12 protein-coding genes are annotated in these 13,055 nt (G+C 59.2%); 4 read left to right on the plus strand and 8 right to left on the minus strand.

Annotation, left to right across the window (positions count from 1 at the left end):
- Positions 1-45: 45 nt before the first annotated feature.
- A complete protein-coding gene (locus Q666_RS63615; protein ID WP_031269632.1) occupies positions 46-768 on the plus strand; it encodes a FadR/GntR family transcriptional regulator in 723 nt (240 codons plus the stop codon).
- A gap of 109 nt (positions 769-877) precedes the next feature.
- On the opposite strand, the gene Q666_RS63620 is transcribed toward Q666_RS63615, so the two are convergent.
- From Q666_RS63620 to Q666_RS63655, 8 genes are all read right to left on the minus strand, one after another.
- On the minus strand, positions 878-1,648 hold the full coding sequence (locus tag Q666_RS63620; RefSeq protein WP_031269631.1) for a sulfotransferase family 2 domain-containing protein: 771 nt from the start codon (positions 1,646-1,648) through the stop codon (positions 878-880).
- A 139-nt stretch (positions 1,649-1,787) separates the two neighbouring features.
- Entirely contained in the window at positions 1,788-2,498 is a 711-nt protein-coding gene (locus tag Q666_RS63625; protein ID WP_023001720.1) for a ThuA domain-containing protein, read from the minus strand.
- Positions 2,495-3,370, minus strand: coding sequence for an NAD(P)-dependent oxidoreductase (locus Q666_RS63630; RefSeq protein WP_023001719.1), 876 nt, complete (start codon positions 3,368-3,370; stop codon positions 2,495-2,497). Before Q666_RS63630 ends, Q666_RS63625 begins: the two co-directional genes overlap by 4 nt.
- Positions 3,370-4,881 carry a sugar ABC transporter ATP-binding protein gene (locus Q666_RS63635; protein WP_023001718.1) on the minus strand — a complete coding sequence of 504 codons (1,512 nt, stop codon included), beginning with the start codon at positions 4,879-4,881 and terminating at the stop codon, positions 3,370-3,372. The genes Q666_RS63630 and Q666_RS63635 overlap by 1 nt, the downstream gene beginning before the upstream one ends.
- A complete protein-coding gene (locus tag Q666_RS63640; protein WP_023001717.1) occupies positions 4,878-5,879 on the minus strand; it encodes an ABC transporter permease in 1,002 nt (333 codons plus the stop codon). The genes Q666_RS63635 and Q666_RS63640 overlap by 4 nt, the downstream gene beginning before the upstream one ends.
- An 11-nt stretch (positions 5,880-5,890) precedes the next feature.
- Entirely contained in the window at positions 5,891-6,922 is a 1,032-nt protein-coding gene (locus tag Q666_RS63645) for an ABC transporter permease (RefSeq protein WP_228869438.1), read from the minus strand.
- 29 nt (positions 6,923-6,951) lie between these two features.
- Complete coding sequence (locus Q666_RS63650; RefSeq protein ID WP_023001715.1) at positions 6,952-7,749, minus strand: SDR family oxidoreductase; 798 nt, start codon at positions 7,747-7,749, stop codon at positions 6,952-6,954.
- Positions 7,750-7,829: 80 nt separating this feature from the next.
- Positions 7,830-8,789: a sugar ABC transporter substrate-binding protein gene (locus Q666_RS63655; protein ID WP_031269629.1), complete on the minus strand. Its 960-nt coding sequence runs from the start codon at positions 8,787-8,789 to the stop codon at positions 7,830-7,832.
- Between the two features lie 300 nt (positions 8,790-9,089).
- Here Q666_RS63655 and Q666_RS63660 point away from each other — a divergent pair, with 300 nt between their 5' ends.
- The 3 genes from Q666_RS63660 to Q666_RS63670 all read left to right on the plus strand — a co-directional run bounded on the left by Q666_RS63660 (position 9,090) and on the right by Q666_RS63670 (position 13,028).
- Complete coding sequence (locus tag Q666_RS63660) at positions 9,090-10,844, plus strand: extracellular solute-binding protein (RefSeq protein WP_023001713.1); 1,755 nt, start codon at positions 9,090-9,092, stop codon at positions 10,842-10,844.
- 12 nt (positions 10,845-10,856) lie between these two features.
- Positions 10,857-11,663 (plus strand): SDR family oxidoreductase, encoded by an 807-nt coding sequence (locus Q666_RS63665; RefSeq protein WP_023001712.1) that lies wholly within the window; start codon positions 10,857-10,859, stop codon positions 11,661-11,663.
- A gap of 66 nt (positions 11,664-11,729) precedes the next feature.
- Entirely contained in the window at positions 11,730-13,028 is a 1,299-nt protein-coding gene (locus Q666_RS63670; RefSeq protein WP_006933717.1) for a Xaa-Pro peptidase family protein, read from the plus strand.
- Positions 13,029-13,055 lie beyond the last annotated feature (27 nt).

Below are 13,055 nucleotides of genomic sequence, written 5' to 3' on the forward strand. Positions count from 1 at the left end.
TGAAGAACACGAATAACCCACCGGCAATGCGAAGAGGAGCCCGGCATGGCTGAGTTTCGGGAAGTGCGTCGGTCATCGCTGTTGCCGGACCGCATCGCCGCAGACATCATGGCGAAAATTCAGGATGGTGAACTGAACCCCGGCGATACGTTGCCGACAGAACATGCACTCGCGGGAACCTTTGGCGTCAGCCGCAATGTGGTGCGCGAAGCCATTGCCAGGCTGCGGTCTGATGGCGTCATTGAATCGCGCCAAGGGCGCGGGGCAATCGTCAAACCTGTTTCGGAGCGCGAAACCTTCCGGGTCGATATCCGCTCACTCGACAAGTCCGGCAACCTTGCGGACCTGTTCGAGTTGCGTGGCCTCCTGGAAATCGAAGCTGCGGGACTTGCCGCGATGCGTCGCACTGGGGCAGATCTCAGGGAGATGCGGGCGGCAGTCGCCATTCTGGAAGGGCACAAGCAGTTCGACGAACAGCGGCTGGAAGCCGACGCCGTCTTTCACCGCGCAATCGGCAAGGCGGCCGGCAACTCCTATCTCTTCGGCATCATCTGCTACATCTCCTCCAGGCTGAAGGAAACCACGCGGGTGACATCCGACATCTACGCCAAGGACGACCTGGTGGAGATCACTTTGGGTGAACATTGCAGGGTTCTTGAGGCCATTGAGGCAGGTGACAGGACCGGCGCCCGGGAAGCCATGGCGGCTCATGTTCAGGGCGCTGCGTCCCGTCTCAACGTTCAGGTCAAGCTGGGCGCCAGGGTTTAGCGCCTCCGGCCCATTTGCCTGCAAGTGAATTGTTCATGCGGTTGATTTCCACGTCAGCAAGCCGACGGTCTCAAGTGGGGGCTCCGGCTGACAGGGGCGTAGCAGCGGATCAGGTTCGGTACAGTCCTGTTCTTTTTAGGAGCCGTGTCAACTTGTTGGAATTGCGCTCTGCTCGCATTGCCTCATAGAGCTGCAGATCGAGTTGATTGTGTCTCCTGACGGTGTCGAGCTGACGATCTGAAAGCGAAAGCGCAGGATAGCGGCTCGGATTGTCCTGCCGCATTGTCAGGGGCAGGCCGGTTTCTTGCGAGATCTTCTCATAGAGAGCCGGCATATCATCGGTAAAACCCATGATGTCCACCGAGCGACCGGTTGAAATAGCTCGTTTGAAAAGATCGTTATGATCGACAATCGGATTTGATTTGGAATCAAGAAATCGGGCGGACAGCTCTTGTCCTACTGCTTCTATGGCCGCACCACCCAGATATCGGCACAAAGCATTGTCGGGAACAGGCAATCTTCCCTGATCCAGGCTTTCAAGCGCATCTGCCTCTGTAATTCGTCCATCTGCAAGAAAATGTCGAATGTGGGAAAGGACACGCTCCACCGGCTCACGCAGAACCGCGATCGTTAGCGTATCTGTTGGAAGATATCTTCGGACCCAGAAGCCGTAGTGTCCTCGAAACAGGCGATAGTCCGGTTTCTCCTGAAGCTCCTGCAGGGCTTCGTGAAGCGGCGGATAGCGGCCACCATGATGGGAAATCAGCGCTTGAGAGGGAACAACGGCTGCGTCTCCGACAGCCTGTTCCAGCGACAGGCGCAATGACGTGCCGGCTGTTTTCGGGATATGGCAGAAGAAGATCTTTCTATCAAACTTCAAAAACGTCTCCCTGTTCCTGCAGTGTATTAACTGCATTCGCGCAGATCAGCGCAGTCACAGGTGCGCCAGACGATCGTGAAAGTTTGAATATCCTATTGCAAAGCTGACGGTTCTTGAAGGGTGCGTTCTTTGCGGGTCACTAAGCGGATTTGCCTTCTGCTGCCCAGAGTGCACCGCGACGGATGATTTCCGTCACCTGGGGAACCTTCAGGTCATCCAGTTCGTGTCCGATGGAGCAGTAGAACACTCGGCCCTTGTCCCAACGCCGTTTCCAGACAACGGGAATGACGGTGCCCTCGATCCACCACAGATGGTCGCCTGAGAAGGTCGTGGTGGCCAGCACGTCGTTGGAGGGATCGACCAGCATGTAGTATTGCTCGGACCTGAGGCGGAAACTCCTGATGCCCTTGACGATCGGATCGTCCGGTTTGCAGATCGTCACGTCGTAGTCGATGTAGTCCTCCCTGGGCTGCAGGTTGTCCGGCCAACCGGGAGGATGGGCGACGAATTGACCTCCAATCAGGAAGTGGTAGGTCGGCCGGTCGCGGAAGGCATCTCCCATATGTCCGTGCCACCCGGCAATGCCGCAGCCGTTGGCGACGAGCTTCAGCAGCCCGTCCTCCTGCGGTTTGGTCATGTTGCCGAATTCCTGCTGGTGACCCGACCGGGCCGAGGACCAGATAGGCGTGATCAGGTCGACATCGGCAAGGTCCTCCGGGCGTTCCAGCGGTTCCATCGTATCGTAGACGGTAACGCTGAAACCATTGTCGCGAAGCAAGGCCTCATACCAGTCGCTGAAATGGGTTGGTGTGTGGCCTTCCCAGCCACCGACAAACAGAACTGCCTTCATTTCAGACCCTTGTTCACGAAAGAAAGAATGGAAGCCATGTCGCGGTCGTCATATCCGGCTGATCCGGCGGCCTTCAAAACCGCATGATTGAGTTCCGCCTGCGGCATGATCACACCGCAAGTGGATGCAAGTTCCAGCGCCAGCCCGACATCCTTGCGGGCAAGTGCGACCGTGAAGCTGACGTCGTGCGCAGTCTCATCCAGATAAAGCCCCTTGCGATAGGCAAGAACCGGAGCGGCAGCCGCCGAATTTTCCACGACCTCATAGGCTTGTTCTTTTGGGATGCCGGCTGCCGTGGTCAGGGTAAGGGCTTCTGACAATGTCTGGTTGAGGCCATGAATGAGCATGTTGACGCCGAGTTTCATGGCAGCGCCAGCGCCGGGTTTGCCAAGCCAGACGGTTTTCCGGCCAAGAACCTCGAAGAGGCGGCCCAGATCAGGCACATCAGTTGCTTCTGCTCCTGCCATGATGAGCAGCTTGGCATCCGCCGCCGCTTGTGTGGCTCCGGAAACCGGCGCATCGACGAAGCGTCGGCCCTTCCCCCGTGCCGATAGCGCCACACGTTCTGCCATGGGTACGGAAATGGTACCCATTTCGGCCAGAACCCGACTGCCCCCTGACGCTTCGAGCAAGCCATCCGGCCCGAGATAGACTGCCTCCGCAGCAGCATCGTCGGCGAGCATGGTGATCACCACATCCGACCGCTCCGCCAGGTCTTTTGGGTTGGCTGCCGAAAAGGCGTTGTGGGCGGCGGCGAAGGCCTGTGCAGGTCCAGCTGTCCGGTTCCAGACGCTCACATTCAGACCGGCAGCAGCCAGATTGGCAGCCATGCGCACGCCCATCCGGCCAAGCCCCGCAAATCCGACCCGCATCAGGCGGCCTTGTCCGGCCGAATGCCGGAAATGGCCTGGATGAGATTGTCTTCGGTGACTTCCTCGGAGGTGAACGTCCGGATGATCTCGCCGCTGTACATGGCGACGATCCGGTCACTTACATGCAGGACTTCCGGCATTTCCGAACTGATGACGATGACCGCATAGCCCTGGCTTGCCAGTTCACGGATGAGGTTGTGGATCTCGGACTTGCTGCCGACATCGATGCCGCGTGTCGGTTCATCGACGATCAGAACGCTCGGGTGCATCGAAAGCCATTTGCCGATCACGATCTTCTGCTGGTTACCGCCGGATAGGTTGCCGGCAAGCTGCTTCCAGCCGGGCGTGCGAATGTCGAGCCGGTCCCGGTACTGGTCGAAAATCGCGATCTCCGCGCCTTCGGCGACGAATGGGCCGGCTTTCAAGTCGTCTACTTGAGGCAGGGTCATGTTGTCCCGGCAGTTCATGCCCAGAACGAGGCCCTGCGTCTTGCGGTCCTCAGGCACCAGCGAGATACCCTTGGCAATGGCATCGGCCGGTGAGTGAATGGCAGTTTCTTCTCCGTTCAGGAAAATAGCGCCGCTGCTGGGTTCTCTGAGACCGAACAGCGTTTCGGCGATTTCCGTGCGGCCGGCCCCGACCAGGCCATAAAAGCCGACAACCTCGCCCTTGCGCACTTCGAAGCTGATGTCACGGAAAAGCGAACCACAGGAGAGCCCTCGCACCTCCAGCGCCACATCACCCAGTTCGTGATGGACGGCGTTGCGTGACAGGTCGAGCTTGCGGCCGATCATCAGCTGCGTGATCTCGTCCTCGCTGGTTTCGGCGGTGTTCAGTGTGCCGCGATACTGTCCGTCCCGCAGCACGCTGATGCGGTCGGTGATCCTGAAGATCTCTTCCATCCGGTGCGAGATGTAGATGATGCCGACGCCTTCGGCTTTCAGGTTGTCGATGACATCGAACAGAACCACCTTTTCCGCATCGGTCAGCGAGGCGGTTGGCTCATCAAAGATGACCGCCTTGGCTTCCACCGTCAGGGCACGTGCGATTTCCACCATCTGCTGGTTGGCGATGGAGAGATCGCCGACACGCGTGCGGGCGTCGAAGCCGACTTTGAGCATCTCCAGAATGCGGTTGGTCTGTTCATGCAGCTTTTGCCAGTCGACCCGGCCGAAGCTCTTTCGCGGCAGTTCGCCGAGATAGATGTTTTCGGCAACTGTCAGTTCCTCGGCGAGGCTCAGCTCCTGATGGATGAAGACGATGCCCTTGCTTTTCGCCTGTAGCGGCGACGTCATGACAACCGGTTGCTCGCTGACGATGATCTTGCCTTCATCAGGCTGATAGATGCCGCCAAGCACTTTCATGAGGGTCGATTTTCCGGCGCCGTTTTCGCCCATCAGGGCATGCACTTCACCGGGCAGGACGGAAAAGGACACACCGTCGAGCGCGCGCACGCCGGGGAAGGTCTTGACGATGCCTTCCAGGCGCAAGGCTGGGGTGGTGCCGGTCATATTCTCAGCTCCTGTTTGCCTTTCAGGTTCAATTGGCGGTCGAGGAACAGGACGGCAATCAGGATCAGGCCGATCACCAGATTGACTGTTTCCGTGTCGGCGCCGATGTGTCCAAGCCCCTTTCGCAGAAGCTGGATGGCCAGAACGCCGCCGAGCGTCGAAAGCACGGACCCCGCACCTCCGGTAAGTTTGGTGCCACCCAGAACCACGGCGGTGATGACCCACAGTTCATAGAGTTCGCCGTCGTTGGGATTGACCGAGCCGGATTCCGAATAGAACACCACGGCAGACAGGGAGGCGAGAAAGCCGATGATCATGAAGTTGATCATCATGTGCGGCCCGACGCGAATACCCGCATTGATGGCCGCAGACCTGTTGTCGCCGATGGCATAGGCGTTGCGTCCGTGGATCGTGCGGTTCATCACGAACCAGATCACGGCGGTCACGACGATCAGGAACCAGGTGGCGGTGTGCAGTCCCAGGAAATGGGCTTCAGCGAAATCAACCAGCGTCCAGTTGAGATGAGATGTGGGCTGTTCGCCATTGTACATGAACACAAGGCCGCGATAGCCGAGCATGGAACCGAGCGTGACGATGAAGGCATCGACACCGGTCTTCCAGACGATCAGCCCGTTCAGAGCGCCCAGAACGATCCCGGTCAGCAACGCCAGTCCCCAGGCAATGGGAATGACGCCGTCGCCGAGGCCGGCGAAAACCGGCCAGGTCATGCTGTCGAGCAGGACGACGGCGCTCAGGGCAAAGGTCGCTCCGACGCTGAGGTCGATATTGCCATTGATCATGATGATCGTCATGCCGATGGCGATGATCCCGATGGGGGCTGACTGCTTGAACAAAAGCAGCATGTTGTCCACGTCCATGAAGGCCTTGTCACTGAGCGACAGGAATTCGCCCGCGACCGAGAAGAAGACCAGCTCGACGAGAATGAAGCCCCAGATCGCGCCGCGTTTCAGAAAAGTGCTCAAGGTTCCCGGTTCCATCAATCCCTCCCTCACGCGATCGGCGACCAGAGCTTGCCGCGTTTGGCGGCAATATCCAGCCACACGGCAAGAATGATGATGATCCAGGTCACCACATACTGGACGTAGAACTGCAGTCCGACGAGCAAGAGGCCGTTCTGGATAAAGCCGAGGATCAGAACACCGATAACGGTCTTGAAGATCGTGCCGGAGCCGCCCATCAGCGACGCTCCGCCGAGGATGACTGCAGCCAGAACTTCAAGCTCAAGCCCCTGACCAACCGTGTTCTGGCTTCCCAGTGACCGGCTGGCCTGGATGAGACCGGCAGTACCGACGCAGAAAGCGGACATGAGGTAGCAGGTGAAGACGACACGAGCTCTGCGAATGCCCGAGAAGGTTGCCGCGGTGCCGTTGCCTCCAACCGCGTAAACCTTGCGACCGAACGGTGTCTTGGCAAGGACGATCCCCAGAACAGAGGCGACAAGGGCAAACAGCAGGATCGGTACCGGGATGCCGAGGACGGTCGACTGGCCGAACACGCTGAACCAGGTGCCTTCCTTGTCGGCAATATCCATGTTCTTGCCGCCGGAATAGGTGAGGGTCAGTCCGTGGATCGCCGACAACATGCCAAGGGTCACGATCAGGGAATTCAGCTTCAGATATCCGACGAGGAAGCCGATGAAGGCGCCCAGGCACAGTACCATGGCGTACATGGACGGGATGGCGAGCAAAGGCCCCAGCTTGTCGTGCAGATCGAGGACGACGATGGTGGCAAACGACATCATCGACCCGACGGACAGGTCGAGATTGCCGCTGATGACGACAAAGGTGACGCCGAGGGCCATCACGCCCAGGATTGCAGAGGAGCGGACAACGCCCATGATGTTGTCTGGGTCGAGAAAGCGCTGGTTGGCGATCGTGAAGCCGATCATGAAGACGGCGAAGGCGATCAGAATGCCCTGTTTCGCCAGAAATCCCCCAACGCCCGACAGACTGAAGGGCTTCATGGATTTTTCCTTGGAACTGCCGGGACGGCTGGCAGCCTTGCTTGATATGTCGGACAACAGACCCTCCCTCATCCTGTTGTAAAGTTTCAAACGAGCGTCATGCCACCATCGATCATCACCACCTGACCGGTCATGTAATCGCTTTCTGGTGACGCCAGGAACGTGGTCGTTCCCGTGATGTCGGACGGTGTCGCCACCCGGCCGCGCAGGATCTCGGAGGAGAATTCCTCCATCGCCTGTCCGGGCCGTTCGGCAGCGCCGATATCCAGAAGATCCCGGTCCACCTGTTCCCACATTTCGGTAGCCACGACACCCGGCGCGAAGCCTGTGACGGTGATGTTGTGTCTGGCAAGGTCTCTTGCGCCGGATTGCGTCAGCGAGACCACGGCCCATTTCGAGGCGCAATAGGGCGCGACATTGTCGAACCCCTGTCGACTGGCGATCGACGCGGTGTTGATGATCTTGCCGCCGCTGCCCTGGCCAATCATCTGGCGGGCGGCCTCCTGCATGCCGATCAGGCACCCAAGGCCGTTCACTCCCATGATGAAGTTCCAGTTGTCCTCAGTGACATCGAGAAAGTTCATGGGCTTGTTGACGCCGGCATTGTTGAACTTGACGTCCAGCTTGCCGAAAGCCGCGACGGTTTTTGCGATCATGGCACGAACCTGGTCACGATCGGTCACATCGACCTGGGCCCATGTCACCCCGGCGCCCGTTTCGGCAGCACGGTCGCGGTTGGCTTCGGCAACGGCACTTGCCTGTTCGCCGTTGATGTCCGCAAAACAGACATCCGCTCCCTCGTTGATAAGGGCTTCGCCAATGGCACGTCCGATCCCTCGGGCAGCGCCGGTGACGATACAGGAACGCCCGGACACTCGGCCCATGGTTTCCTCCCGGTCAATGTATTGGGAAAAAATGGGGCGCAAGGCTTGGCTCGCGCCCCAGTCGGGCTTGACCTTCAGGCTCAGAAGACAGGCTTGTCGAATTCGGCCATGTTGTCCTGGGTGATCTTCGGTGTGTCGAAGTAATTCAGGAACGGAACATCCTTGCCGGACAGGATATCGATTGCCGTCTGCAGGGCAGCTTCGGCATCGTCAACGGGCGACTGGTAGATCGAACCCCAGTATTCGCCGCGCTCCATCGCCTCGTAACCGACGGAGAAATTGGTCGCGCCGACGAAGATGATGCCCTCACGTCCAGCGGCCTTGGCGGCATTCAGCGCGCCGACACCCATGTTGTCGTCTCCGGCGTAAACGCCGTCGATGTCGTCATACTTGACCAGGAACGCTTCCATGACCTTCTGGGACTTTTCGCGGTTCCAGTCGCCCGGCTGGGTCTCCACCAGGGTCACATTCGGGCAGACTTCCGGCAGGCGGTCTTCGAAGCCCTTGGCGCGTTCGATCGCCGTCGTGTAGCCCGGCTGGCCGGAAATCTGAACGATCTGGGCTTCGTTCTCGATGCCCATGGCCTTGAATTTGTCGCACATGATCTCGGCGGAACGGGAGCCCTGGGTGATGTTGTCCGGACCGGAGAAGGACTTCACGAACTCGAAGCCCTGTTCGGCGATGTTCGAGTTGGTCACAATCACCGGAATGTCGGCCTTGAAGGCCTTGCGGACGGCCGGGATGACGGCTTCACCGTTCGTCGGCCAGATGATGATCGCGTCCACTTCCTGCTGGATCAGGTCTTCCATCTGGGCGATTTGCCGCGCGACGTCGCCGCCGGCGTCCAGGACGACAGTCTCGACATCCGCATTGGCGTCGGCTGCCGCGATGAAGGCCTTTTCATAGGTGGTCTGGTAGCTGTCGACGCCGACGTTGTTCTGCGTGATGCCGATCTTCATCGTTTCTGCACCGGCTGCACCAGACAAGGTCAGGCCTGCGACGGCCGTCGTGGCGACAAGCAGCGAACGGAAAGTGTTCATCGTTTCATTTCCTCCCTGAGAGACCATTTCGAATGGTCTGAATTCTGAACCGTGCCTCCTCCTGACACGGATATGCGCCCACCGTGAGCGTCACTCAAAAGCCTGCACGCCTCGGCAGAACGACGCCCCCTCGAAAATATCCAAAATGGATGTTCTTATATCCAAAATGGATTTTTTGGCCGTTTTTCTAATCGGCCACGTCGCTCACGCTTAGGAGGACATTCAATGTCGATCCAAAAAATATCCAAAACGAGGAAACGCAGCAGTGGTTCATCCCGTCCGGAAAACTGGAGCCGAGCGATGAACCAGCAAGAGGGAGAGTTGGTTCGCGAAAAGACTTATCTGACGCAACAGGCCAAGACGGAAATCCTCCAGGTTCTCAGCTTTCTGGAGAACTTTGAAGAAGAGATGGATGGTCTGTTGGAGATATCTGCTCCGAACCCCTATGTCAAAATGTCGACCTATCTGGTGAAAAGGCATCTGGAAGCGAAGGCGGTGACCCCGACCTCGCTCATTGGCGCGTCGGGCGTTCCCTACGCGACAGCCAGCCGCCGCATGCGCGAGATGATCGACAACGGCCTGATCGAGCAAAGGCCGAGGACGTCTTCCGGCAGAAGCTACTCCCTCCATCCGAGCGCCGACATGCTGGAGGCATGGACCCAGTTCAGCAGCCGGGTCCGCAGGATGGCGGCACAATCGTTCGGGTCTGCCGATCTGCGCTCCGGCACACAGGACTATTATTTTGGCGGGTCCTATCTGGAAGCCCAGACAATCCAGCCGCCCCAGGTCCTGCTTGAACCCTTGAAACTGTCCGGCGATCTTCGTGTCCTGGTCCATGGTGATCCCACCTTCATGGTGATGCATGGTCTGAAACGCCAGTTCGAGCAGGTGGTCGGGTGTTCCATTCAGCAGCGGGCATTTTCCATCGACCGGCTTCACGAAGAAGCGGTCAAGAACGCCCACAGGGCGACAAGTCGCTATGACCTGATTGCCCTGGACCTGCCGTGGCTTGGGGAGTTTGCCGAGAACGGGTATCTCCTGCCGCTGGACGAAGTGCTGGATGTCGAGCGGCTTCAGCCGAGCGATTTTCACACCGCCGGCTGGCAGGCAGCTCACTGGGGAGGCAAGCCATACGGTGTGCCTTCGCAGACCACGCCGGAACTGCTGTTTTACCGGAAGGATCTGCTGGCGGAAGCAGGGCTTGAACCGCCCCTCACGACGGACGCGCTGCTCAAGGCCGCCGCCCGGCTCAACGACCCGGTTCAGGGCAGATACGGAATTGCCTGGAACGCGGCACGCGGGACAGCGCTTGGCCATACATTCATGATGACTTGTGCGGACTTCGGTCAGCCTATTCTGGATTTGCCCAAACAGGCTGGTGGTTATGACGCCTCACGACTGGCAGACGGCGGCTACCCGCCTGTCATCTATTCCGAACGTGCACTCGATGCTGCCGAATACCTGATGGCGCTGTTGCAATATTCGCCGCCAGATATCCTGTCGATGTCCTGGTACGAGCGCGTCCGTCCGTTCGCCAGCGGACGTGTGGCGATGGCCTACGGCTATACTTTGCTCGCTCCATACTTCGAACAGAATCCGGCCTGTGCGGCTCACGGCAAGGTTGGTTTTCTGCCGCATCCTTCCGGCCCGAATGCGCAGAATATCGCCCCAGTCGGCGGCTATCTGCTCGGCATTCCGGCCAATATCGCGCCGGAACGGCTGGAGGCGGCAGCCGAAGCGCTGATCGTCTTTACGTCGCCCGAAGCGCAAAAGCTCTACGTCGAACACGGCAGCCGCACTAATCCGCGCTATTCGGTTGGCGCGGACCCGGAAGTCCGGCGCCTGTCTCCGATCTTTGAAGCGGTGGACGCCATGTCCTGGCGGGACGAGTTGCAGTTCTGGCCACGACCGCCGATCCCGGAAATCAACGACATCATCCGCATCTGCGGGGAGGAATGCCACGACATGTTGCGTGGCGTGAAGACGCCAAAAGCCGCGTTGCAGATGGCTCAAGATCGTGCCGACCGACTTCTGCGGGAGGCTGGAAAACTTTAATGGGAGGAATTCATGGACCCCAATCGGCTCAAGGGAAAAAACGTTCTGATTACCGGTGCCGCACGCGGCATGGGCGCAACCAACGCCGAGCATTTTGCAGCTCAGGGCGCCAACGTCTGTCTTGGTGATCTGGACCTCGACGAAGCCCAGGCCGTCGCGGATCGCATTAATGCGGCCGGTAACGGCAAGGCGGTTGCGGTCAAGATGGACGTGACCCGCCGCGAGGACAACGCCGCGGCGGTAGCGGCAACTGTCGAAGCCTTCGGCAGCATCAATGTGGGCCTCTTCAACGCCGGCCTCAACAAGCCCCGTTTCTTCATGGATATCGATGAGGACAACTGGGATCTCATCATGGGCGTCAACACCAAGGCGATGTGGCTGGGCATGCAGGAAACCGCCCGGCAGATGATTGCGCAAGGGCCACAGGATTTTCCCTACAAGCTGATCAATGTCGGCTCCATCGCTTCGCGCAAGCCGCTGGTGGATGTGACCGTCTATTGCACGTCCAAATATGGCTGCCTGGCTCTGACCCATTGCGGGGCCGTTGCGCTCGGCGAACACAACATCACCGTCAACGGCTATGCCCCTGGCGTGGTGGTGACACCACTTTGGGAACAGCTCGACAAGGATCTTGTCGAAATCGGGTTCAAGGAACGGGCCGGACAGGCCTACGAAGACATCGCCAACAACGAACTGGTGATCAAGCGTGTGTCCTATCCGGATGACATCAAGGGCACCGCGTCGTTTCTCGCCAGCCCCGACAGCGATTACATGACCGGCCAGATGATCCACATCGATGGCGGCTGGTGCATCCAGTAACACTCTGAAAAACAATATTCTTTTTCACATGACGGATGTGCGCAGGTGCATCCGAAGGAGAGAGCCATGTCTCGCGCACTGTTACCCAACCTCCTGACGCCACAGGATCTCGAACCGCATTGGCGCTGGGAGGGGCGTTTGCCTGCCTGGGGGCACACATCCGTCGATTTCGAACGCCGTATCGACCATGATCGGCTGCGCCGGTATCGCCTTGCCAGAACACGGGAGGCGCTGAAGGCCTCTCCCGCCGGTACGCTGCTGCTGTTTGACGTCAACAACATCCGCTACGTCTCGGCCACCAAGATCGGCGAATGGGAGCGGGACAAGATGTGCCGCTTCTGCCTGCTGACGGGCGATGATGCCCCATACGTGTGGGACTTCGGTTCAGCCGCCGTCCACCACAAGAAGTTCTCCGACTGGCTGGTGCCGGATCATTGCCGGGCAGGTGTGGTCGGCATGCGCGGCACCATTCCGCCGGAATTCGGCCTGATGCGCAAATATGCCCGCGAAATTGCCGGGTTGATCCGGGACGCCGGCATGGCGGACATGCCCGTCGGTGTCGATTATGCCGAAACCGCCATGTTCCATGCGCTGCAGGCAGAGGGACTTAACGTGGTGGACGGACAGCAGATCATGCTGGCGGCGCGCGAGATCAAGAACTGGGACGAGATCCAGCTTCTGACGCAGGCGGCTTCCATGGTCGATGGCGTCTATCACATGATCTACGAGGAACTGAAGCCGGGCGTGCGCGAGAACGACATTGTCGCCCTGTCCAACAAGATGCTCTACGAGATGGGATCAGATGATGTCGAGGCGATCAACGCCATTTCCGGCGAGCGCTGCAATCCGCATCCGCACAATTTCACCGATCGCTATTTCCGTCCGGGCGATCAGGCGTTCTTCGACATCCTGCAGTCCTACCAGGGCTATCGGACCTGCTACTACCGCACCTTCAACATTGGCCGGGCAACTCCGGCGCAGCGTGATGCCTACGTCAAGGCGCGCGAATGGATCGATGCCTCCATCGCCATGATCAAACCCGGCGTCTCCACTGACAAGGTGGCGGAAGTCTGGCCCAAGGCGGAGGAGTTCGGCTTCCCCAACGAGGAGACAGCCTTCGGTCTGCAATTCGGCCACGGCCTGGGTCTGGCCCTGCACGAGCGGCCGATCATCTCGCGTGCGGTCTCGCTCGACCATCCGATGGAAATCAAGACGGGCATGGTGTTCGCGCTGGAAACCTACTGCCCGGCCGCCGATGGCTATTCCGCCGCCCGGATCGAGGAGGAAGTCGTGGTGACGGACACGGGCGTTGAGGTGATCAGCCTGTTCCCGGCTGAAGAACTTCCGATCGCCAACCGGTACTGACCTGCCCATCGTGCCCGGCCGCGCGGC

This window comes from Labrenzia sp. C1B70, assembly GCF_000475395.1.
GTDB lineage: Bacteria > Pseudomonadota > Alphaproteobacteria > Rhizobiales > Stappiaceae > Roseibium > Roseibium algicola.

Bases quoted from the DNA above. Each gene is read 5' to 3' on its own strand.
- Q666_RS63615 (WP_031269632.1), top strand. From the start codon at position 46: ATGGCTGAGTTTCGGGAAGTGCGTCGGTCATCGCTGTTGCCGGACCGC.
- Q666_RS63625 (WP_023001720.1), bottom strand. From the start codon at position 2,498: ATGAAGGCAGTTCTGTTTGTCGGTGGCTGGGAAGGCCACACACCAACC.
- Q666_RS63630 (WP_023001719.1), bottom strand. From the start codon at position 3,370: ATGCGGGTCGGATTTGCGGGGCTTGGCCGGATGGGCGTGCGCATGGCT.
- Q666_RS63635 (WP_023001718.1), bottom strand. From the start codon at position 4,881: ATGACCGGCACCACCCCAGCCTTGCGCCTGGAAGGCATCGTCAAGACC.
- Q666_RS63640 (WP_023001717.1), bottom strand. From the start codon at position 5,879: ATGGAACCGGGAACCTTGAGCACTTTTCTGAAACGCGGCGCGATCTGG.
- Q666_RS63650 (WP_023001715.1), bottom strand. From the start codon at position 7,749: ATGGGCCGAGTGTCCGGGCGTTCCTGTATCGTCACCGGCGCTGCCCGA.
- Q666_RS63655 (WP_031269629.1), bottom strand. From the start codon at position 8,789: ATGAACACTTTCCGTTCGCTGCTTGTCGCCACGACGGCCGTCGCAGGC.
- Q666_RS63660 (WP_023001713.1), top strand. From the start codon at position 9,090: ATGAACCAGCAAGAGGGAGAGTTGGTTCGCGAAAAGACTTATCTGACG.
- Q666_RS63665 (WP_023001712.1), top strand. From the start codon at position 10,857: ATGGACCCCAATCGGCTCAAGGGAAAAAACGTTCTGATTACCGGTGCC.
- Q666_RS63670 (WP_006933717.1), top strand. From the start codon at position 11,730: ATGTCTCGCGCACTGTTACCCAACCTCCTGACGCCACAGGATCTCGAA.